Genomic DNA, 21,823 nt, shown 5'->3' with positions numbered 1-21,823 from the left:
ACACTTAAATGTAAGCGCTTCATTAATATGATCTATCAGGAGGGTATTTGCGTGACTCAACGTTTCGTTAAAAAGGGAATAGGTATGCTTTTGCTCATCGTCATGTTTTCCACGATCCTGGTTTTCCCTGCCTCCACAAGCCATGCAGCCACCATCCAGGTCACAGACAATGGCTCCAGAATTGAAGTAAACACTGGTTCAGGGTTAGTCTATGTGGTGAACAAAACCAATGGGGATATTATCTCAGCCAAAATGAACGGTACGGAGCTGAACAGCAATAGAGGATCACACATCGGTTCAGGTTTGGGTTCCTCCGCCAATGTGACGTGGAATACCTCTCCTTCAGGATCAACCGTGTTAATCACGGTTTCCACAAGCACACTGACTCACTATTATGCTTCGCGTGGTGGCGAGAACATCATTTACATGGCAACGCATATCACGGCTCAACCTTCGATCGGGGAGCTGCGATACATTTTCCGTGGCAATGGTAGTGTGTTGACAGGTGTTCCGGCGAATTCCAATAATCGGGGTAACACTGGAGCGATTGAAAGCCAGGATGTGTTCGGGTTTGCAAATGGACAGTCGGCCTCCAAATATTATGGAAATGATCAGGCCAAAGACTTATCCGTTCGTGGAGTTACGGGTAATGGCGTCGGTGTATTTATGGCCTACGGCAATCGGGAAAAAAGCTCTGGTGGTCCATTCTTCCGCGACATCCAATTCCAAAGTGGAACCGAGACGGAAGTATATAACTATATGAACTCGGGACATGCACAGACGGAGAATTGGCGCCTGGGTCTGCATGGGCCGTACGCTTTAATCTTTACAACCGGAGGTACGCCAAGTGTACCCGACTTCAGTTGGATGTCTGGTCTGAATCTGCAGGGTTGGGTATCCAGTCGGGGGAACGTAGTGCTTAATGGCCTCTCCGGGATGGATACGGGTTATGCATACACAATTGGCTTCGCCAATAGCAATGCCCAGTATTGGGTGGGGGCGTCTTCAAGTGGGGCCGCCGCCAAATACAGTATGATCCCGGGCACGTACACTATGACAGCCTATAAGGGAGAACTGGCCGTATATACGGAAACGGTTAATGTCACCGCAGGGCAAACGACAACACTGAATACACGTACGATCAACAATGACCCGAGTAAAGCCTCTAACATCTGGCGAATCGGTAACTGGGATGGTACACCACGGGAGTTCCTGAATGGACAGACGATTCCGATCCGTCACCCTTCCGATAGTCGCAACCCAAGCTGGGGACCTGTCACCTATGCCACCGGTAGCGCGACCAATCGATTCCCGGCAATCCAGTTCCGTGGTCAGAATTCTCCAACCACAATAACGTTTAATTTGAATGCATCTCAAGCGGCATCTTCTCATATGCTCAACATCGGTATTACCGCAGCTTACAATAATGGCAGACCTAGTGTAACGGTTAATGGACATGCTTTAACCAATCCTGCTGCATCTTCACAGCCCAATTCTCGTAGCTTCACCATTGGTACGTATCGTGGGAACAACACAACCTTTAGCTGGAATGTTCCAGCATCCTACTTCGTGAATGGTTCCAATACCATCACGATTACGCCGATCAGCGGTTCCAGTGACTTAGGTAACTGGTTAAGTGCAGGCTGGGTCTATGATTGTGTTGAGTTGCTGAATTGAATGAAGAATTCAATATAGTGGAAGGAATAGAGGAGGTAGCCTGCCTGGTTTTCTTAACCGGGTTCAGGTTACCTCTTTTAGCTTTGTCATCCGAAATGAAAAGATATCGATTCATGAGATCCCTAAGGATCTTGCTTTGCTGGAGATGGTGATCCGGATAGTGGTATAATTTTCAATACGTAATCATGAGTGAATGAACGGGGAGGAAAAAGGAATGAGAGACGATCTGTTGGTTCAATTGCAAGAGTGGCATGAAGAAGATGAATTTCAGGAAATTGTAGATGCAATTCAAGCAATTCCTGTGGAAGAAAGAGATTATGAGCTGGTTAACCATTTGGGACGAGCGCTGAATAACCTGGAACAGTATGAAGAAGCGGTTGAACAATTCCTGACGGTTGCTAAAGAGGGCACAGGTGACCCACTCTGGCATTATCGGATTGGACTGGCTTATTATTATCTGGAGCAATATGCGCATGCACTGCAGGCGTTTGAAAGAGCGGATGAATTGGACCCTGAAGATGAAGATACGCTGGAGTTTCTGGAATGGATTCGAAGCAAGACAGCAGAGGAACCCACAGAGGTATCCGCAGAGAAGCTCGTGGATAACGTCCCATCTGTCTATGAACTCTCAACCCCACCTGTTAGCGTTAGCCATCTGGAACCAATGGGTTTTTGGAATGACAGTGCTGAAGCCGTGGATAAATATGTGTTGGCCCCGCCTACCGATGAACAGGTCGAGTCAATGGAGGAGCAGTTGGTGTTCAAGCTGCCAACTTCCTATGTTAACATGATGAAATTACATAATGGGGGTGTTCCCCACTATAGGCATTTTCCTGTTAAACAAGCAGAGGCTGCCAAGAAGGTCCGCGTTGAGGTCGCGGGTATATTGGGTATTGGGCGGGAGAAAGCACATTCGTTAGGTGGTGAAGCTGGCAGCCGATTTATCATCGAGCAGGGGGGTTACCCCGAAATCGGTGTTGTTATCTGTGAGTGCCCTTCTGATTCGGAGGTGGTGATGCTGGATTATCGTGAATCCGGCAATGCTGGTGAGCCCGAGGTTGTTCATGTGGATAAAAAAGAAAGCTACAAGATTACTTGGCTTGCGCCCAATTTTGAAACCTTTATTCAAGGTCTGTTGAATGAGGAAAATCAACCTGCAAACCTTGAAGGTTCACTGTAAGTAAGGGTATGAGCTTCTCTTGATACGAAACGTTGAAAAGGCTGCATCCGTAATGACGGATGCAGTTTTTTTGTTGCCTAGTTATGCGCGATAAGTCGGAAATGTCGCCCAAACCGAGCTTTTTTCAACTGCGTTAGCTTCGCTAAGATATCCAAAATAAGTATATAGAGCTGTACTCGTTGCATTAAGGCAGTTACTTTGCTAGTATTTAGACATGTAATAATTAGTCATCTAAATATTATATGTCTAAATACTTTGGTTTCTTCAAGAAAGGGGCTTATGCATCATGTTAAAAATGAAAGACAAAGTAGCCCTTGTTACTTACAAATAAATAAAATACGTTAGGAGTAATTCACATGGGAAAATTAGAGAATAAAGTAGCCATTATTACTGGCGGAGCCTCGGGAATCGGGGAGGGCATGGTTGATCTTTTTGCGCAGGAAGGCGCCATCGTCATTGCTGCAGACATTAATGAGGAAGCACTGGAGAGAGCAAGCCAAAAAGAGAATGTGTACGGACTGAAGTTGAATGTATCTTCGGATGAAGATTGGCAGGCACTGGCGAAAGTAGTGAATGAACGTTTTGGGAAAATTGACATTTTGGTCAACAATGCAGGAATTTCTTCGGAGAAACCATTTGAGGAAATCAATGCACAGGATTGGCAGAAAATGCTTTCCATTAATGGTTTTGGCCCATTCGCTGGCATGAAACATGTCACTCCTTATATGGCAGCCCAGAAGAAAGGTTCCATCGTCAATATCTCATCATACACCGCTTTAATTGGACAAGGCTTTAACCATTACTCGGCATCTAAAGGCGCGGTACGTGCATTATCCAAAGCCGCTGCGACCACCTTCGGACGTCAAGGTATTCGGGTGAATGCTCTTTTTCCTGGGATCATTGAAACACCTATGACCCAATCCTTGAACACATCAAAGGAACTGCTTGAACGATTAATTCAGGCAACGCCTTTGCAGCGTCTGGGCCAGGCTATCGATATTGCCAAAGCAGCGTTGTTCCTGGCGTCGGATGATTCTTCGTACATTACAGGATCTGAACTGGTGATCGATGGTGGCTACTCAGCCCAATAGCGTGTAAAATGATGACAGCCCTTAAGTTAAATTAGGGCTGTTGTTTATTTTTTCGAGGAGGATCTAATGGAAGAACAGAACATTTTTGAGCTTATACACAACATGGATAATTTCACTAATAAATTGATCATACAATGGAACAAATCATTCAATGAGGACCTCGGTGTTTCTCATGTGCTTGTACTCAGCCATCTCCATCAAAATGGAAAAAGCCGACCTTCGGATATTGCAAAAATGTTAGGGTTCACTCCGCCTACACTCAGTTATTTATCTGACAAGATGGTAGCCAAGGAATTAGTCGTCAGAATGGTAGATGAAGCGGACCGTCGCATTATTTATTTGAACATTACGGATAAAGGGGCCGAAGTCCTCGGAAGAGCAATATTGGAGGGCCAGAAGCTGCGCAAGAATTTATTCCAGAAATTAAACGAAGAGGATCGAGCGCAACTAGTCCATATTTTTGAGAAGATGAATCGGGAAGATTGATCAATAGCTGGAAGGGAGACAGAAGGTGATATGGAGGAACCGCTCAAAGTATATAACACCGCAGTGGAAGCTTTTCTTGAAGTGATCGGAGGAAAGTGGAAGCCTGTTATTCTATTCCATCTTACCTTTGGTAAGAAACGTAATGGTGAGCTGATGAAACTGATCCCTGCGATCACTCAGAAAGTGTTGACTCAGCAACTTGGTGAACTAACGGAGGCGGGGGTCATTGTCCGTATTTCCCATCACCAGGTCCCGCCTAAAGTGGAGTATGAGTTAACAGAGTATGGGTGTAGCCTTAAAGAGATTCTTCATCTGATGTGTAGGTGGGGCGATATACACGTGGAGAATGTTTATGGTGATCGAGGAAAAATTCTGTTTAAGCCTCCGACTACTACGGACCGTTGAGTGACATTTATAAGCCGACTCTGAAATTCAGGGATCGGCTTATTATGCATTTTGTTTAATTTACGGAAGGATCTTGCGATCACGTAGATTTCTGAAAATATCCATAAACATAGTCTCAGTGTCAATGAAATCATAGAATCCGAAGCGGCGAGCTTTGGAACCATCTGCGAAGAAATCGTAATCCCACGAGAAGACAAAGTCACCAAATGCCCAAGAAGAGACATCATCATAAGGGGTGTGTACCAAACCATACTTTTCAATCATGGACTTCCAAAGATTTTCTTTATCTGTCATCACTGTTGCAAGTGAAAGGGGTAGTGGAGGTGCTGTTTCCAATTCGAAAAACGCAGCGATTTTGGGCCATAGCTCATTCCAGCGAAACAGATCACCATTGGTGATATTAAATGCCTGATTGGCACAGCGAGGTTCGGTTGCTGCCCATACGGTTGCATGAGCCAGCAATGTCGCATCAGTCATTTCAAGAAGCGAATGATACGCTCCTGGTTTCCCAGGAAATCGTAATGGCAAGTTAAGCTCCTTGGAGATAGACGCATACACGCCAATAACCATGGCAAGGTTCATTGGATTACCCAGGGCGAATCCACATACCACAGAAGGGCGCAGAGCTGACCAGGTCCAGCTGCTTCCGGGTTGCCGATCCTCGAGAAACTGTTGCTGATCGACATTGAATTCAGGGGGCATATGATATGCGTCCGTTTCTTTGGCAGGTGTTTTGAAAGGACCCAGATGTGCGCCGTACACTTTATATCCTTGCATTAGGCTAATATGTTCGAGATTTGGAGCGATCGGTTCGATGGTATTCACCACATTAACGAGCATGGCCAAGTTGGGCTGTACCAATTCGGCCCAAGTTGGACGATCCTGATACGCGGCGTAGAAAATATGCGTAACGGTCGTTAAATGACTCAGTTTGTCTTGTGTGTCTGCTTCGTTCAGTAAATCAGCTGATATATAACGTAACCTAGGGGCATCTTCCCCTCCGCGGCGAGATACACCAATGACATTCCATTGCGGAAGTGTCATCAGATAGTCAATAAGGTTTCTTCCAATGACGCCTCCGGCACCAATGACAAGTGCGGTGTAACGGGTAACGGATTGTTCGGGTTTCAATGGACATGCTCCTCTCTTCTTCTGTTCATATTGTGGGTCAGAAAAAGAAGGATGAGAAGTACGCACCTCAAAGTCATATACGTACTTTGAAGTAATATATGAGCCTGGAGCAGGATATGAGCGTTATAATTGCACTTCAATGGATGTTACTTGCCTATAACCACAAGAAGCTGTAAAAGGACCAATCTTCCTTTCACAGCTTAGAGGTGTGTGTATATTCGTCCAATAGATCTGTTGGTAAATATCGTTTACGCCGGGAACCCGCCACCTGGAGGCGGCCATGCGCCGTAGAAGCGACGCAGCAGAACAATCTCACCCAGATGGTACGAGTTATGGGATGCGATATTGCGTAGAAGCCCTGCTTTAGTTTCACCCGGGAAATAGAGCAGTGGATCATCCAATTGTGCAGTTTCTGCAATGGCTACGGCTTGATCAACCCCATCCAAGAATGCCTGAATATCTGCCTTCCACGTGGCTTCGTCCTGTGGACTCTTCTCCTCAGGCCAGCTCTCACTCACGTTAGCAGGGAGCTGTGGCTTGCGTCCTTCCAAGTGTTCTAGCATGAATTGCTGCCAATAATGCATGTGCTTCACCAACTGATAGATCGTATATGGCATAGCATCGTGCGTACGAGCAGCAAGTGTGACATCGATATCGGGTAGAGCACGGGCGATGCGGATATGACCGCGTTCCCCCACTAATGATTTGACAAGGGCTTGACCAAAGCTTTGATTAGCATCTGACATATGGTACCTTCCTCTCTTCCAAGACTGGATCTGATAACCTGTCTTCTATTTAGTATTATACAATTAAATTGCTAAAAATTAAAAATGGATAACGAAGAACCCTAAATACTTAAAATGCCTATGATATAATAGTGAAAATAAATCTCAAGACCTCAGGGTCGAGGAGGAAGCTCCTGTGAAAGTGATATTGGTTGACGACGAACGTCTAGCGTTGATAGGCCTTCAAAAATCACTAGAAAAAGAAGTAAGCGGCATTGAAATTATCGCTACATATATGAATCCAACAGAGGCTGTGGCGGGTATTGTGGAGCACCGTCCTGATGTTGTATTTCTGGATATTCATATGCCGGAGATGGATGGTATGGATCTGGGAAGACAGATTCAGGCGGCAACACCGGGTATCGAAATTATATTTGTGACCAGTTACGATCAATATGCGGTGCATGCTTTCGAACTACAGGCTTTGGACTATGTGATGAAGCCCATCCAAAAGGATCGATTGAAGCAGACAGTGAGCCGAGTCCGGGAGAAACTGAGCGTAAAACGGGAGCAGCGGTCAAAGGATACAAATGTACCTTTAATTTTATGTTTTAATCAGATTCAGTTTAAGCTTCCAGGAAAGGATATTCAGGTTGCCAAATGGCGTACAAGCAAGGCGCAGGAGCTGTTTGCATACTTGCTTCACCACCGGAACCAGGTTATCCATCGCAGTGTCCTGCTGGAGCTTCTGTGGCCGGGAATGGAAGAGGAGAAGACGGCACACCAACTTTACACTGCGATGTATCATGTCCGCCAAACCCTGAAAACTTGCAACATGGATATGATCACGATTCAGAGTGGACACCTGGAGGCAGGTTATCGACTCGAACTGGGTGAGGCTCAGTTGGATAGTGAGCAGTGGGAACGGGAAATCAGGCAATGGAAAGTCGTAGACGCAAGTACGGTTCATGCCTATGAGCAAGCGCTTCATCTATATAAGGGTACCTATCTTGGCAATTATGAATACATGTGGGCTGAACCTGAGCGGGAAAGATTACGCTATCTGTGGCTGTATCATATGAGACAACTAAGTCTGTATTACCAGCAGCATGGGCTGGCGGAAAAAGTAATTGAGAGTACACGACGTATTCAGCATATGCTTCCGGATGAGGAAGAAAGTTATTTTATTCTAATGAAGTTATATGATGAAATGCACAACGATCTCGGTGTGGAGCAGCAGTATCGTCTCTTAACCACCAGAATGGAGCAAGATTTGGAGATACCGATCAGTGAGGATATTACCGAATGGTATCAGGACTGGAAGCTCGGTTTAACCAAAGTCATGAAAAAATAATTAATGAAATTACTTCAAACGAAACGTATGGACCGTTACAGATATTTGTTCATTATGCTGATCATTTTTGCATTGTTAATTGGCATGCGCTCGGTATGGTCTGAGCTATTCCACACAGTAGATGAGCATCGCGCCGTTAACGGGGTGCTTGATTTGAGAGATGTGGATCTGGATCAGTCCCCTGTCATGTACTTGAATGGGGAATGGGAACTTTACCCGGATGAGTTGCTGACCCAACAAGATATTGCGAAGAGGGATGGCGGTGCGAAGACCGTTCAGGTCCCTGGGGACTGGAAGAGTGGACAGAGTCAGGAACAAGAGAGTTCGTTCGGATACGGAACGTATCGATTGCGCATTTTGACAGATCCACTTCAGAATCCGGTAACCTTCTGGTTCAAGGGAATCCGAAGTTCATCCGAGGTTGAGATGAATGGAGACGCGGACGGGGGCATGGGTGAGGTCTCCACGGATAGCAGTACATATATACCCAGAAGCACTTCATATACAGCGACCTACGATCAGGAAGGAACAACCTCCATTGAATTATTGGTCCGTGTAGCCAATTACGACAGCCCGTATATGGGCGGAATTAGCAAACCTGTTCGCTTTGGTTCACAGGCAGCTGTTGATTTTTCGCGTTGGTATTCCATTGGTTTTCAGATGCTCACCTTTCTGGTTATGCTCCTCCACGGCATGTATGCCTGTATTCTTTACGCATTTAATCGACAGGAACGTTCCTTGCTGGTTGGAGCCGTATTAACTTTATCTGTTGGCATCACGGTTACGATGGGTCATGACAATATATTGATGTTATGGCTTCCAATTAATTATACCTGGGGCATTAAAATTCGATTGATCTCATTGTTGCTGCAAAATGCTTGTATCCTTCTGTTATTCCAGAGATTAACGATGGTTCATGTACGAAAGGCATGGCTACAGTGGCATGTTGTCATGACCTTGATCTATACGGCCGTGATTGTGGTGATGCCCATTCATATTACATATGCCATGATCCATTACAACGTCATTAACCTATTCTTTCTTGTCTCCATGATCTGGTTTCTATACATCGTCGGAACGATGATCTTCAGGAAACAGGCGGACCGGGATATTGTTTTTCTGCTGCTTACTGCAGGAGGCATTACATCCAACCTGATATGGAGTGTGGCCGAGACAGCCAAAGATGTGACAACTGTCTATTATCCTATCGACATCATCTTTGCGATTACGGGCTTCTCTGCCTATTGGTTCAAGAAATACTTCAGGAATGTCAGGGAGAATATGAAGCTGAATACAGAGCTGCAGAAGGGCGACAAAATTAAAGATCAGTTCTTGGCGAATACATCACATGAACTGCGGACTCCACTGCACGGGATCATTAACATCGCTCACAACGTGGTCACCCGAGAGAAAAACAGGCTGGATGAACGGAGCCTGGAGGATATGGAGTTGCTGATTACGATCGGTCGACGGATGTCACATCTCCTTGGTGATCTACTGGATGTAGTCCGGCTGAAGGAGCACCGCATTGAGTTACGTCAGGGGCCTCTTTCCATACAGTCTGTTGTGCCTGGCGTTATCGCCATGCTGCAATTCATGGCAGAACGAAAACCGGTTCGCCTTCATATGGAGATTCCAGAATCGTTCCCTCAGGTCATGGCTGATGAAGAAAGGCTCGTTCAGATTTTGTATAATCTGCTGCATAACGCGCTTAAACATACAGAGGAAGGAACGATATCCGTAAGTGCCGAAATTCGTGAAGGACATGCTCTGATTCATGTAACGGATACAGGCATTGGCATGGATGAGGATACACGGATGCGTATTTTCCTTCCGTATGAACAAGGGTCGTATGGAATCAGTGATGGACAAGGCATCGGGCTTGGACTGAACATCTGCAAAGAGCTTGTAGAACTGCACGGCGGGGCACTTACGGTTCGCTCGGAACTCGGAAAGGGCTCGGTATTCAGCTTCGATCTACCACTCGCGGATGAAGCCGCCGATCAGGCTCAGTCGCAGCTACCTCTAATTTGGGAACAGGCCGCGGAGATGATGGAAGATGCACCTAGCGGATTCCTGTTACCCCGCCCAGGTATGGGGGACGCGGAAGCCTTGGCGACAGCAGAGATGGCTCCTTTGCTAAAAGAAGGGAGAGCTACCATTCTGGCTGTCGATGATGATCCGGTGAATCTGGATGTGCTGGTCAGCATCCTTTCGACGGAACCATACGATATAACTACAGCAGGTTCGGGTCAGGAAGCGATGGAATTGCTCGGCACACGTCAGTGGGATCTGCTCATTACAGATGTGATGATGCCCAATATGTCCGGATATGAGTTAACCCAGAAGGTGAGGGAACAATTCTCAATGTCTGAGCTTCCTGTGCTGCTGTTGACGGCACGAAGTCAGCCGCCAGATATCTACACGGGGTTTGCATCGGGGGCCAATGATTATGTCACGAAGCCTGTAGATGCGGTGGAACTAAAATATCGGATACGTGCATTGACCATGCTAAATCAGTCTATCCAAGAGCGCCTGCGCATGGAGGCCGCTTATTTACAGGCTCAGATTCAGCCTCACTTCCTGTTTAATACGTTGAATTCACTTATGGTTTTAAGTGATATTGATACAGAGCATATGCGGAAGCTTGGCGATGCTTTTTCATCCTATTTACGGATCAGCTTCAACTATCTCAATACAGGCGAACTGGTGAAATTATCATACGAGCTGGAACTCGTGGAAGCCTATCTTTTTATTGAAAAAACACGATTTGAAGATCGATTGTCGGTGGTATTAAACGTAGAGCCGGACCTTCCGTTGCTTCTCCCGCCGCTATCAATTCAGCCTTTGATTGAAAATGCCGTCAGACACGGTCTATTAAGCCGCAATGTAGGCGGTACGTTATGCCTATCCATCACTCGTCATGAGGGTTATACCCGTATTGAAGTGAAGGATAATGGCAAAGGAATGGAACCGGAGAAGGTTGCAGAGCTGTTACATGCTACGCCAGGTGGAAAAGGCGGAATAGGTATTGTGAATACAAACCGCAGATTGTTGCAACGGTATGGTCAGGGATTATCAATCGTAAGTGAGCCGGGTGAGGGCACGATGGTATCATTTGATATTCCGGATGAGATATAAGGAAAAGGCCGCAGAAGTGAAGACTTCCGGCCTTTTTGTGTTGATTGCATGTTCATTCCCTAATTTTAATTATTTCTAATGCATCTTTCATATGTTAGTATATTTAACATTAGAAGCGCGGGTTCCGGCATTGCGCGCTAAACGTTGTTATAGTGGGTGAAAAGATCGATGCGCAATTGGGTCAAAAATGAGAATGTACAGATGACGGCCATTGCCTTTGCCACTGCGGTAGGGGCGCAATTCAAGATAAATCCGTTCCGGGAAGATTACTTCCGAATCGGGCTGGGGGTTAGCATCCTTTTATTTCTGCTGATGATCATGCCACACTTGTCTTATGTGAAGACAGGAATCCTGACAGGCATCGCGAATTTGCTGTTTCAGTCGGCAGATCTCATCAATCATGTACAGACCGTGTCCATTCTGGAAAGCATGCGGGACAATCTGGGGGCAGGCGTATATTATGTGGTCTTTGCCTATGGGCTTAGCAAGTTCAAGCATCGATTCCATGAGATGCAGCCTCTTCTGCTCGGCGGGTTAATCACATGTATCGATTTCTCCTCTAATCTTGTTGAGCTTCTTCTTCGCGGAATGTTAAGCGGGACCAATATCTTTTATATGAAGGAATGGTTGTATCTGCTTGTGGTAGGCGGCCTGCGAAGTTACTTTGTGATTGGGCTCTATAACAGCTTTGCGGTGAGGCAGATGCGGCTTTTACATGCAGAACAGGAGAAGCGGATGGAGCAGATGCTGAGTGTGAACTCGGGTCTGTATGGCGAGGTTTTTTACCTCAAGAAAGCGATGAATACGATCGAAGGCATTACGGCAGACAGCTATGATCTATATCGCGATCTCCGAGAGCACGACATGAATCAATACAGTCAGCGCACGCTGGGCATCGCTCAGCAGATTCATGAAGTGAAGAAGGATTCACAACGCATTCTCGCGGGTCTGCTGAAGCTGTATGATAACGAAAAAGCGGTTAACATGAGCTTATCCGAAGTGCTGAACTTTGCCAGTAAAGCAAACCGAAAATATAGTGAGATGCTGCATAAGCAGGTCGAGATCAACATCGAGCAACAGTATGATTGTGAGTCTCCGTATTACATTCCTCTTCTAACGGTAATGAATAACCTGATTGCCAATGCGGTAGAGGCGATTGAGCGTGACGGGACGATCCGAATTCGTGTGTATGAGCAGGACGATGACGTGCATTTGGTTGTGATGGATACTGGAAAAGGTATACCTGAAGCCAAACGGGATGTTATCTTCGAACCGGGCTATACAACAAAGTTCAATGAAGTCGGCATTGCCGCGACGGGCATTGGCCTGTCCCATGTACGTGATATCGTTCAGTCGTTGGCGGGACAAATTAAGGTAGAGTCGGCGCCTCAAGGAGAGACAGGGACAACATTCGCTATAACTATTCCCAAAATGAATCTAATCAAGGGGGCCGATGTCGATGACACTTTCTATCATGATCGTGGATGATGATGTGGTGAGCCGGAGTATGCTGCATGATATCATTGAATCCTGTGGAATCGGCGAGCTTGCAGGCATGGCAGAGGGCGGTATAGAAGGGGCGCGCATGATTATGGATCTGCGTCCCGATGTGGTGCTGATTGATCTGCTGATGCCGGATCAGGACGGGATTGAGACGGTAGCGAAGCTGAAGCACGGCGGTTATACCGGGAAATTCATCATGATCTCTCAGGTGGAGAACAAGGAGATGGTAGGGGCGGCCTACCAGAACGGCATTGAATTTTTCATTCATAAACCGATTAATCGGGTGGAAGTGGAGCATGTGCTCAGCAAAGTGAATGAACAGTGGAAGTATGAACGTTACGTGCTGGAGATTAAACAGTCGATGGCCCGATTGAATCTGGTGGAAGCGACGGCCCCTGCCCAAGGTCGTACGGTGCGAGAGGCGGCACGAAGCATTCTGATGGATCTCGGGATCATCGGGGAAAGTGGTAGCAAGGATATTGTGGCCCTTATTGAGTATGCGATTGATCAGAAGCGTGCCGGGGAGTGGCCGCCACTGAAGGAGTCGTATGAAGCGGTGGCCCAGACGTACAAGTCTACGCCCAAGGACGTGGAGAAAGAGTGCAAGTCGATGGAACAACGTATTCGCAGAACGGTAATTGCCGCACTGACCAACATGGCCTCGATTGGACTCACCGATTATAGCAACCACAAGTTCGAACATTATGCTCCCCTCTACTTCGACTTCCAGGATGTTCGAATGAAGATGAGAGCGATGGAAGAAGATCAGGCAGGCGACAAAGGCAAGGTTAATATCAAAAAGTTCCTGCATGTGTTCTATATGGAGACGATTGAAAAGATGAATAATTAAACAACTGAATAACTAAATAGTAACTGAGATATTCTTTCTCTTATCCAAAAGCCGGATTCCCGAAGGTAACACCTTCACGGATTCTCGGCTTTTTTGTTTTTTACTTTCCTTATTGTTATATAACCTTACATAAAATATCGAAATCGGATCTTTTTTTAGCGATTTTTGCACGTTTTCCTATCTTAAAACATTACATGTTAATTTAAATTTCATAAGTTGTAATTATTTTGTGTAGGATCATGTAAGTTGGCGTAGGGAGCGAACTACAATACGTACATAAATACAAATGGTCGATTCGGTCGATCCCAATCTAATTCGGAAAAGGGGTTTTTCTATGAAAAAGGTAGCATCCATTGTAATGGCGTCAGTTCTTGCTCTAACACTTAGTGCCTGCGGTGCAGCAAAGTCCGGTGAAGAGAGCAATGCACAATCGGCAAATGGTTCAGCTGTTGAGAAATACATATTTGGTACCGATGCAACGTATCCCCCTTTTGAGTTCCAGAAGGACGGTAAATATGTAGGGATCGATATTGACCTCATGAACGCAATTGCGGAAGAAGAGGGCTTTGAAGTAGAGATCAAACCTATGGACTTCAAAGGCATCATTCCGGCTATTACGGCGAATCAGTTAGACGGAGCCATTGCAGGCATTAGCATTACGGACGAACGTAAAAAAGTCGTGGACTTCTCGGACCCGTATTATCAGGCCGGTCTGTCCCTAATCGTACATGAAGATAACGCGGACATCCAAAGTCCTGAAGATTTAAAAGGAAAAATTATTGCGATTAAAAAAGGAACCTCAGGTGCCAATCTCGCAGATGAATATGCGAAAACCTATGGGGCAACCGTGAAATATTTTGATGACAGCCCATCGATGTATCAGGAAGTCGCGAACAAAAACGCAGATGCTACGCTGGAGGATTTCCCGGTCATCTCCTATAAGATTGCCATCGATCCGAACGCCAAACTCAAAATCGTTGGAGACCGATTGAATGGTGACTTCTATGGTATTGCTGTTGCCAAAGGCGATGCGGAGTTGCAGAAGAAGATTAATGATGGACTGAAAAAATTGCAGGAAAGTGGAAAGTACGACGAGATTGTTGGCAACTATCTCGGAACAACGGCTAAATAGAAGGGAATGTGGTACGGATGGACTCCTCCTTACAAGTCATAATAGACGCACTGCCTCTTCTGTTAGAGGGTACAGTCGTTACGTTAAAACTAGTCGTGATCTCACTCATCATTGCGATGGTGATCGGTTTGATCTCAGGTCTGATGAGCACTTCTTTGAATCGATTGTTGCGGCTGGTAGCTACACTTTACGTGGATATCATCCGTGGTACCCCCCTTCTGGTGCAGGTATATTTCATCTACTTCGGGCTGCCTGTGTTCCTGGATATGCGTATTCCGGCGATGACCGCAGGGATTATTGCAATTAGTCTGAATGCCGGAGCGTACATCTCGGAGATTTTCCGGGCGGGGATTAATTCAATTAGCAACGGGCAGCATGAGGCGGCGCGATCCCTGGGCTTAACGCGTTTCCAGACGATGAGGCTGGTTGTGTTACCCCAAGCAACCCGGCGCATGATTCCTACCTTTGTGAACCAGTTCATTATTACAATTAAGGATACCTCGCTGCTGTCCGCGATCGGTATCGCCGAATTAACACAGAGCGGGGAGATTATTATTTCCTCCAACTTCCGGGCATTCGAAATCTGGGGTGTGGTGGGTATATTTTACCTGATCATCATTGTGCTGTTGTCCCGGGCTTCCCGGTTCATTGAGAGGAGGTATGCGATCCGATGATTACCGTACAAAACCTGAAAAAGCAGTTTGGTGCCAATGAGGTATTGAAGGACATCTCCACAACGATTCAGGAGAAAGAAGTTGTATGCGTCATCGGGCCTTCCGGGTCTGGTAAAAGTACCTTCTTGCGTTGTCTCAATCTGCTAGAGGGTGTGACGTCTGGAAAGGTGACGATTGGTGGTATTGAGGTCACTTCACCCAAGACGGATATCGATCAGTTACGAACCAATGTGGGCATGGTGTTTCAACAGTTCAACCTCTTCCCGCATCTGACCGTGCTGGAGAATATCATGCTCGCGCCGAAGCATATCAAGAAACTGAGTAAGGCTGAGAATGAGAAGAAATCAATGGAACTGCTCGGCAAGGTTGGGCTGTCTCAGAAGAGGGAGGCTTATCCCGAGCAGTTGTCGGGTGGACAACAACAGCGTGTGGCCATTGCGCGTGCACTTGCCATGAACCCAAGTGTGATGTTGTTCGATGAACCTACATCTGCACTGGACCCGGAGATGGTTGGAGAAGTGCTGCAAGTCATGAAAGACCTCGCTCATGAGGGAATTACGATGATTGTTGTTACACACGAGATGGGCTTTGCCCGTGAGGTGGCGGATCGGGTGATCTTTATGGATGGCGGATATATTGTGGAGGAAGGCACGCCTGAAGAGCTCTTTCAGAATACCCGGCATGAGCGGACCAAGGCATTTCTGGGTAAGGTTTTATAACGTATATATGAATGAATAGAAATAGCCTTTCAAATAAAGTCCTCCAAGGGACTTTGGTTGAAGGGCTTTATTTTGTATATGTTCTTTTATAGTTCAGAAGTAGATGTGTTGCCCGTCTTCAGGAATCACAACCGAATCTAATAACTGATGCAGTTCTATGTAGTGTGACAGGTGCTCTCTTGATGTGGTGCAATGACTAATGGCATCCATATGTACGGCCACGACTTTGGTTGAGGGTGAAATCTTCAGTATGGTAACGACATCCTCAGGCGTCATCGTAATGACGGAACGGAGTAACAGTTTAGCACTTGGTGCGTTTACGATGCAGATCGGAGGTCTGTGCTGGTCGAACACGTGTTTAATCTGTTCCGTAAGAACACAATCGCCCACAATATATAGCGATCCTTCAGCGGGAGTGTTCAAAATAAAACCGGATACGGGACCTAGCAGTCTGGAGATGTTCCCTTTTGCGTGTTGCCCCTGAACTCTTGTAAAATGAATGCCCTTCCAGTTCCTAGTCTCCTCTATAGGGAATACATTCTTGAACCCCCAGGAAGTAATGCGTTGTTGATCCTCCGGCTGGCACAGTACAGGAATCTTTTTGTTGAGTATTTTCTTTGCCGTTTTGTCGAAATGGTCAAAATGTAAATGTGTAACGAGTATCGCATCAATATGTTCAAAAGTTTCAAGCGGTACAGGCAATGGGGCGGTAGGGTTCCTGCGAATTTGATGTGTGAAGGGGACAGGTGGAAGCTCTCCCGTGTCACTTAACATCGGATCGAGCAGAATAGTTTTCCCTTGTATGGTGATTAGGGAGGTGGCATTACGAATATGTTGAATGGCTAGCGTCATGGCGGAAATTCTCCTTAGATATAATATGTATTTGCTTAAATAATACCGACCGGTCTGTTTAAAATAACATAAATCGTACCTCTCATGCAAGGGACTTCCGTTTCATGTATTTCATACGGATTCATGCGTGCTTGTGTTCTTTGATAGGCGTATGATATTTTAAGACCAATTGGTATGAATAGAAAAGGAGGGAGTATTTTGCGCAAAGGCCAAATCACCAAAGAACATATTATTCGTGAGTCGGCAGCACTTTTTAACACCAAGGGATATACTGGTGCCTCCCTGTCTGAGATTATAGAACGTTGTGGCATTCGCAAGGGCGGAATTTATAATCATTTTGAAAGTAAAGATGAGATAGCACTGGCTGCTTTTGATTATTCGGTATCACAGATGCTGCAATTTCACTCACAGGCTCTGGAAGGCGTCAAAAGCTCCAAAGACAAACTACTCGCCATATGCGGTGTTTATATTGATATGATGGAAAACAATACGCTGGAAGGGGGATGCCCCCTATTAAATACAGCCGTTGAAAGCGATGATGCACACCCGTTGCTGAAAGAAAGAGCACAGCTTGCCATGACCAATCTGCTGAATGAACTGACACAAGTCTTGATTCAGGGTATGGAGCAAAAGGAATTCAGAGCAGATATTGCACTGGAGGAAGTGAGTAGTAATATCATCGCCATAATCGAGGGAGGTGTTATGTTAAGCAAGCTTTATGAAGATAGCAAGTATATTCGAAATGCTGTAAATCATATTACTCAATTTATGGATGACCGAATGTTGGTCAGGTAATTACACTATGAATAACGCAATGAAAAACTTATTTTCTTTTTGAAAACAAGGAGGAATGCATTGTGAAAGGTAATGAGAAAATGATGACGTACGCATTGTCCGATGTTCATAACCTCAAAGTGCATGGCAGAACAACTGGAGAGTTGTCACCGTTGACATTATTTTGGACGGGGAGTGCAGTTGAACTCAATGTACGGGGCTCCGAACTATGGGTTGAGGTAGAGTCGCAGTATGACATGTATGAGTCATGGATAAGCATTCTGATCAACGATGTTCCGGTGAGCAGACAGATGTTAATGGCGGGAAGGTACTGGGTCTGTGTATTCCGGGGCATGAACGCAGATGTGGTGAAGAATGTACGGATCGTCAAAGATGTTCAAGCGATGAGTGGTGACCCGGGTTGTGCCTTGCAGATTCATGCGGTGAAATCGGATGGAGCGTTCCTGCCTGTGCAGGAAAAACCGTACAAGATCGAGTTCATTGGTGACAGTATTACATCTGGCGAAGGTGCGATTGGAGCGAAAGCGGAGGAAGATTGGATTCCGATGTGGTTTAGCGCTATACATAATTATACGTTTATGACAGCAGAGGCATTGAATGCAGAGTATCGGGTCATCTCGCAAAGTGGCTGGGGTGTGCTGACAAGTTGGGATAACAATCCAAAAGGGAACATCCCCGAGTATTACGAGCAGGTCTGTGGCTTGCTTACTGGTGAGCGTAACGAAGCGCTCGGTGCAGGAGATCAGCATGATTTTGGTTCGTGGCAGCCGGATGTGGTGGTCGTGAACTTGGGCAGCAATGATGGAGGTGCATTTCAGTCACCTGAGTGGAAAGATCCCGACACTGGCAAGGTGTACAAGCAGCGTTTGAATGAAGATGGTACATATCATGAAGAGGATCTGACCGCTTTTGAGAAGGCAGTGGAGCAGTTCCTGTTCAAACTTCGGAAAAACAATCCGGATGCACAACTCGTATGGGCTTATGGCATGCTTGGTTTTCCCATGATGCCTGCCATCTACCGCGCGGTTGATGCGTATACAAAGGGGACAGGAGACCGAAAGGTCTCAATCATCCAGCTTCCTGATACAACCGAAGAGACGGTAGGGGCGCGCACCCATCCAGGCGAGTTATCTCACCGTAGGACGGCAGATGTGTTAGCGGAATATGTACGAGGAATGCTAGGATAGCTTGATACTTGATACTTGATACTTGATACTTGATACATGGTAATGGAAAGACCACTCTTTCATGAACGGTACCCCAATGGTTAGATGTGTCTCACGGAATGGGGGCCCTTCATGATAAGAATGGTCTTTTTCCTTTTCTACTTATCTAGACATTCGAAGGTGTGTCCGCTGTGCCGGTGTTCTGTACCTCATAACGAATCGAAATGATCTGTCCCAGCGTCTGGGTCCGGACCATTTTGAAGTGACTGGGCACAGTGCCTGTCGGGAATAAGGGGATGCCTTCACCAAGAATTTTGGGAATGATGGCGACTTCAATCTCATCCAGTAATTTTTTGGCTAACACAGCTTGAACCAATATGCCGCCACCCACAATCCACACGTCTCCATCAGAAGTTTGTTTTAACTGGGGAATGAGTGTATCTACCTCCTCGGTTGTAAACTGTACATTCGGAGCGGGCGGCTGTTCCGAGCGAGAAAGCACATATGTTGGCCGATCCGCATAGGGGAAATCTTCGGAAAGTGTGAGCACCTCTTCATACGTATAACGTCCCATAACAACGCTACCGATCGTTTCATAAAAGGCAGCATATCCGTTATCTCCTCCGTCACCCTCCACATCAAATAACCAATCTACCGAACCGTCCAGTCTTGCGATATATCCATCCAAACTCATAGCAATGTACAAAATTGTTTTGTTATCAGACATGTTCATCGCTCCCTTCTACAATGTATGATACACTTTAACTATGACAAAAGTTGACGTAGTTAGGATGTTGAATAAATGAATCATCGGAAACTGGCGATCATGCGCCTGATGGATTCCAGACAGAAGTTCACTGCTAGAGAACTGGCAGAACGTTTCGACGTCTCGGTTCGTACCATTCAGCGAGATCTGGATGCATTGCAGGCACTGGGTTTTCCCTTGTACACCGAAGTTGGCGTGAACGGTGGATACCGGGTATTGCCCAATCGGATTTTGCCACCTCTTCAACTGACACAGCAGGAGGCATTAGGGCTGTTTATGATGCTGGAATATCTACAGCAAGTCCCGGATTTTCCATATGGATCAATGCGTGGACATCTGGCTGAACAGTATTTCTCTACTTTGCCTGAGGATGTACAGGATCTGATTATGCGAATGAGGGAGCATATCACCTTTGTCCAGCACCCCGGTGGGCATTCCGAGCTTTTAACAACCGAGATATTGGGTGCAGCGGTAGAAAAGAGAGAAATTGAATTTATGTATCATGCCCGCAATGGGCATAAAAAAGTCCAGGTCTTTCCCTATGGTATCTACTATGAACAGGGACATTGGTACATGCCAGCCCGAAATAAGGACCGCGTATTATTGTATCGGGTGGATCGCATGCAGCAATTGACGGTTATGGAATCAGTGGATAAATCTGTTCCGAGCCTGAAGGCATGGCTAGATGCCAAAGAAGATAGAGCAAGCGTAGAAGTGGTGCTGCAATTCACGGAATTTGGAGCAAGGATTGCTGCGTCAGATGTGTTGTTCAAGTCGGTTCAAGATAACGAATGGCGCGGACTTGTTCCGCCGGAGGAGTTTTCTTTTACAGCCCGGAAATTACTCTCCTATGGGCCGGAAGTGAAGGTGGTGTCTCCGCTCGAACTGCAACAGCAGGTTAGAGGGATGCTGGAACGGAGTTTAAGCCAGTATGGTGGGGGATAAGAGCTTTCAAACGCTGGATATTAGGGTATCAAGGAAGAGATAAGAAAGGTGTGTAGATAAATGAGCGAAGTTTGGACTAAAGACATCATCCCAACTGTATCCGATAAAGTAGTGATTGTGACAGGTTCGAACGGCGGGTTAGGGTATGAAACGGCATTAGCGTTAGCTGAAAAAGGCGCAAAAGTTATCATTGCAGTTCGTAATCTGGAAAAAGGTGAAAAGGCAGCTAATAAAATAAAGTCGTCTGTGCATGTAGCTGGAGAGGTAATCGTTATGCAGCTTGACCTTAGCGATTTAGCTAGTATTCGTAAGTTCGCAGCCGCTTTTCTTGAGCAATACGATTCTTTGTCCATTCTCGTTAATAATGCAGGAATTATGAACCCTCCATTCCAGTTGACGAAGGATGGCTTTGAATTGCAGTTTGGTAGTAATCATCTAGGCCATTTTGCGCTTACGGGTCTACTATTAGCTCGATTGATCTCTACTCCGAAATCGAGAGTTGTCACTGTAAGTAGTATGGCAGCTCATAATGGTGCGATTGACTTTAATAATTTAGATGGCTCCAAAGGATATAATCCCATGAAGTTCTACAGTCAAAGCAAGCTAGCCAATCTGATGTTTGCGAGAGAGCTGCAGAATAAATTTAATTCCGCCCATATTGATTCCATGAGTATCGCCGCTCATCCAGGAATTTCGCATACCAATCTATTTTCCTTCGGTTCGGGGAAACAGACCAATATATTCATGCGCAGTCTTTTGAAAATCATTAGTCAACCGGCACATATGGGGGCATTACCTACCTTATATGCTGCAGCAGATCCGACGATCACGGGAGGGGAGTATATTGCTCCTAGTGGTATGGGCGGCACTAAGGGCTATCCCAAGAGCGCTAAGATCATCGAAAAATTATATGATGCTAACATCTCAAACAAGCTATGGAGCGTATCAGAAGAATTAACAGGGGTATATTACAGATTCGACGTGTAGATTTTGCCATGAAGGAAAGTAAACCTTATTATGGTATAGACAGTTAAAAGTTCTTCAGCACGAATAAGATTAACTGAATGGGGGGCTACCATGATTCGATTCATAAGAAGTTTCACGATCCGCTCTATGCAGAGTCCATGCGATGAACAACGGCGGTTGTTTGTATAGAGCGTGAAATCCATTTCCGCCATATCATTGTAGTGCATATCCAATGTGTTCATTGTACGACTCTGCTGCCTTAAAG

General features: G+C 45.9%; 20 protein-coding genes. 16 read left to right on the top strand and 4 right to left on the bottom strand.

What is annotated here, in order from left to right; genetic code table 11:
• Positions 1–51: 51 nt before the first annotated feature.
• The 5 genes from BS614_RS02445 (at position 52) to BS614_RS02425 (ending at position 4,839) form a co-directional block, all read left to right on the top strand.
• On the top strand, positions 52–1,677 hold the full coding sequence (locus BS614_RS02445) for a rhamnogalacturonan lyase B N-terminal domain-containing protein (protein ID WP_074092832.1): 1,626 nt from the start codon (positions 52–54) through the stop codon (positions 1,675–1,677).
• A gap of 214 nt (positions 1,678–1,891) precedes the next feature.
• Positions 1,892–2,857: an SMI1/KNR4 family protein gene (locus tag BS614_RS02440; RefSeq protein ID WP_074092831.1), complete on the top strand. Its 966-nt coding sequence runs from the start codon at positions 1,892–1,894 to the stop codon at positions 2,855–2,857.
• A 356-nt stretch (positions 2,858–3,213) separates the two neighbouring features.
• Positions 3,214–3,948, top strand: a complete 735-nt coding sequence (locus BS614_RS02435) for an SDR family NAD(P)-dependent oxidoreductase (RefSeq protein WP_074092830.1) — start codon at positions 3,214–3,216, stop codon at positions 3,946–3,948.
• 66 nt (positions 3,949–4,014) lie between these two features.
• Entirely contained in the window at positions 4,015–4,434 is a 420-nt protein-coding gene (locus tag BS614_RS02430) for a MarR family winged helix-turn-helix transcriptional regulator (RefSeq protein ID WP_074092829.1), read from the top strand.
• Between the two features lie 30 nt (positions 4,435–4,464).
• On the top strand, positions 4,465–4,839 hold the full coding sequence (locus tag BS614_RS02425; RefSeq protein WP_074092828.1) for a winged helix-turn-helix transcriptional regulator: 375 nt from the start codon (positions 4,465–4,467) through the stop codon (positions 4,837–4,839).
• Positions 4,840–4,899: 60 nt separating this feature from the next.
• On the opposite strand, the gene BS614_RS02420 is transcribed toward BS614_RS02425, so the two are convergent.
• Both BS614_RS02420 and BS614_RS02415 read right to left on the bottom strand, forming a co-directional pair.
• Positions 4,900–5,970, bottom strand: coding sequence for an SDR family oxidoreductase (locus tag BS614_RS02420; RefSeq protein ID WP_074092827.1), 1,071 nt, complete (start codon positions 5,968–5,970; stop codon positions 4,900–4,902).
• A 248-nt stretch (positions 5,971–6,218) separates the two neighbouring features.
• Positions 6,219–6,716 (bottom strand): DinB family protein, encoded by a 498-nt coding sequence (locus tag BS614_RS02415; RefSeq protein WP_074092826.1) that lies wholly within the window; start codon positions 6,714–6,716, stop codon positions 6,219–6,221.
• 175 nt (positions 6,717–6,891) lie between these two features.
• Here BS614_RS02415 and BS614_RS02410 point away from each other — a divergent pair, with 175 nt between their 5' ends.
• The 7 genes from BS614_RS02410 to BS614_RS02380 all read left to right on the top strand — a co-directional run bounded on the left by BS614_RS02410 (position 6,892) and on the right by BS614_RS02380 (position 16,068).
• A complete protein-coding gene (locus BS614_RS02410) occupies positions 6,892–8,049 on the top strand; it encodes a response regulator (RefSeq protein ID WP_074092825.1) in 1,158 nt (385 codons plus the stop codon).
• Positions 8,050–8,052: 3 nt separating this feature from the next.
• Positions 8,053–11,190, top strand: coding sequence for a hybrid sensor histidine kinase/response regulator (locus tag BS614_RS02405; RefSeq protein ID WP_074092824.1), 3,138 nt, complete (start codon positions 8,053–8,055; stop codon positions 11,188–11,190).
• 168 nt (positions 11,191–11,358) lie between these two features.
• Entirely contained in the window at positions 11,359–12,678 is a 1,320-nt protein-coding gene (locus tag BS614_RS02400) for a sensor histidine kinase (RefSeq protein WP_074092823.1), read from the top strand.
• On the top strand, positions 12,650–13,543 hold the full coding sequence (locus BS614_RS02395; protein WP_074092822.1) for a response regulator: 894 nt from the start codon (positions 12,650–12,652) through the stop codon (positions 13,541–13,543). Before BS614_RS02400 ends, BS614_RS02395 begins: the two co-directional genes overlap by 29 nt.
• A 334-nt stretch (positions 13,544–13,877) precedes the next feature.
• Complete coding sequence (locus tag BS614_RS02390) at positions 13,878–14,675, top strand: transporter substrate-binding domain-containing protein (RefSeq protein WP_074092821.1); 798 nt, start codon at positions 13,878–13,880, stop codon at positions 14,673–14,675.
• A 17-nt stretch (positions 14,676–14,692) separates the two neighbouring features.
• Positions 14,693–15,349 carry an amino acid ABC transporter permease gene (locus tag BS614_RS02385; RefSeq protein WP_074092820.1) on the top strand — a complete coding sequence of 219 codons (657 nt, stop codon included), beginning with the start codon at positions 14,693–14,695 and terminating at the stop codon, positions 15,347–15,349.
• Complete coding sequence (locus BS614_RS02380; RefSeq protein WP_074092819.1) at positions 15,346–16,068, top strand: amino acid ABC transporter ATP-binding protein; 723 nt, start codon at positions 15,346–15,348, stop codon at positions 16,066–16,068. The genes BS614_RS02385 and BS614_RS02380 overlap by 4 nt, the downstream gene beginning before the upstream one ends.
• Before the next feature lie 93 nt (positions 16,069–16,161).
• Here the strand turns inward: BS614_RS02380 and BS614_RS02375 are convergent, their stop codons facing one another.
• Positions 16,162–16,920, bottom strand: coding sequence for an MBL fold metallo-hydrolase (locus BS614_RS02375; protein ID WP_074092818.1), 759 nt, complete (start codon positions 16,918–16,920; stop codon positions 16,162–16,164).
• Between the two features lie 198 nt (positions 16,921–17,118).
• Here BS614_RS02375 and BS614_RS02370 point away from each other — a divergent pair, with 198 nt between their 5' ends.
• Both BS614_RS02370 and BS614_RS02365 read left to right on the top strand, forming a co-directional pair.
• The gene (locus BS614_RS02370) at positions 17,119–17,715 is read left to right on the top strand and encodes a TetR/AcrR family transcriptional regulator (protein ID WP_074092817.1); all 597 of its coding nucleotides are present in this window, start codon (positions 17,119–17,121) and stop codon (positions 17,713–17,715) included.
• A 62-nt stretch (positions 17,716–17,777) separates the two neighbouring features.
• Positions 17,778–18,902 carry an SGNH/GDSL hydrolase family protein gene (locus tag BS614_RS02365; protein ID WP_074092816.1) on the top strand — a complete coding sequence of 375 codons (1,125 nt, stop codon included), beginning with the start codon at positions 17,778–17,780 and terminating at the stop codon, positions 18,900–18,902.
• A 145-nt stretch (positions 18,903–19,047) separates the two neighbouring features.
• Here the strand turns inward: BS614_RS02365 and BS614_RS02360 are convergent, their stop codons facing one another.
• Positions 19,048–19,614 (bottom strand): dihydrofolate reductase family protein, encoded by a 567-nt coding sequence (locus BS614_RS02360; protein ID WP_074092815.1) that lies wholly within the window; start codon positions 19,612–19,614, stop codon positions 19,048–19,050.
• Between the two features lie 69 nt (positions 19,615–19,683).
• Between BS614_RS02360 and BS614_RS02355 the strand changes: the two genes are divergently transcribed.
• Both BS614_RS02355 and BS614_RS02350 read left to right on the top strand, forming a co-directional pair.
• Positions 19,684–20,592 carry a helix-turn-helix transcriptional regulator gene (locus BS614_RS02355; protein WP_074092814.1) on the top strand — a complete coding sequence of 303 codons (909 nt, stop codon included), beginning with the start codon at positions 19,684–19,686 and terminating at the stop codon, positions 20,590–20,592.
• A 60-nt stretch (positions 20,593–20,652) separates the two neighbouring features.
• Positions 20,653–21,579: an oxidoreductase gene (locus BS614_RS02350; protein WP_074092813.1), complete on the top strand. Its 927-nt coding sequence runs from the start codon at positions 20,653–20,655 to the stop codon at positions 21,577–21,579.
• Positions 21,580–21,823 lie beyond the last annotated feature (244 nt).

The organism is Paenibacillus xylanexedens (assembly GCF_001908275.1).
In the GTDB taxonomy this organism is placed as follows: Bacteria; Bacillota; Bacilli; order Paenibacillales; family Paenibacillaceae; genus Paenibacillus; species Paenibacillus xylanexedens_A.
The sequence above is the reverse complement of the archived record's forward strand: the minus strand, read 5'-3'. Positions and strand labels throughout refer to the sequence as shown.

Bases quoted from the DNA above. Each gene is read 5' to 3' on its own strand.
- BS614_RS02435 (WP_074092830.1), top strand. From the start codon at position 3,214: ATGGGAAAATTAGAGAATAAAGTAGCCATTATTACTGGCGGAGCCTCG.
- BS614_RS02390 (WP_074092821.1), top strand. From the start codon at position 13,878: ATGAAAAAGGTAGCATCCATTGTAATGGCGTCAGTTCTTGCTCTAACA.
- BS614_RS02355 (WP_074092814.1), top strand. From the start codon at position 19,684: ATGAATCATCGGAAACTGGCGATCATGCGCCTGATGGATTCCAGACAG.
- BS614_RS02430 (WP_074092829.1), top strand. From the start codon at position 4,015: ATGGAAGAACAGAACATTTTTGAGCTTATACACAACATGGATAATTTC.
- BS614_RS02350 (WP_074092813.1), top strand. From the start codon at position 20,653: ATGAGCGAAGTTTGGACTAAAGACATCATCCCAACTGTATCCGATAAA.
- BS614_RS02375 (WP_074092818.1), bottom strand. From the start codon at position 16,920: ATGACGCTAGCCATTCAACATATTCGTAATGCCACCTCCCTAATCACC.
- BS614_RS02360 (WP_074092815.1), bottom strand. From the start codon at position 19,614: ATGAACATGTCTGATAACAAAACAATTTTGTACATTGCTATGAGTTTG.
- BS614_RS02400 (WP_074092823.1), top strand. From the start codon at position 11,359: ATGCGCAATTGGGTCAAAAATGAGAATGTACAGATGACGGCCATTGCC.
- BS614_RS02440 (WP_074092831.1), top strand. From the start codon at position 1,892: ATGAGAGACGATCTGTTGGTTCAATTGCAAGAGTGGCATGAAGAAGAT.
- BS614_RS02415 (WP_074092826.1), bottom strand. From the start codon at position 6,716: ATGTCAGATGCTAATCAAAGCTTTGGTCAAGCCCTTGTCAAATCATTA.
- BS614_RS02385 (WP_074092820.1), top strand. From the start codon at position 14,693: ATGGACTCCTCCTTACAAGTCATAATAGACGCACTGCCTCTTCTGTTA.
- BS614_RS02395 (WP_074092822.1), top strand. From the start codon at position 12,650: ATGACACTTTCTATCATGATCGTGGATGATGATGTGGTGAGCCGGAGT.
- BS614_RS02405 (WP_074092824.1), top strand. From the start codon at position 8,053: ATGAAATTACTTCAAACGAAACGTATGGACCGTTACAGATATTTGTTC.
- BS614_RS02425 (WP_074092828.1), top strand. From the start codon at position 4,465: ATGGAGGAACCGCTCAAAGTATATAACACCGCAGTGGAAGCTTTTCTT.
- BS614_RS02380 (WP_074092819.1), top strand. From the start codon at position 15,346: ATGATTACCGTACAAAACCTGAAAAAGCAGTTTGGTGCCAATGAGGTA.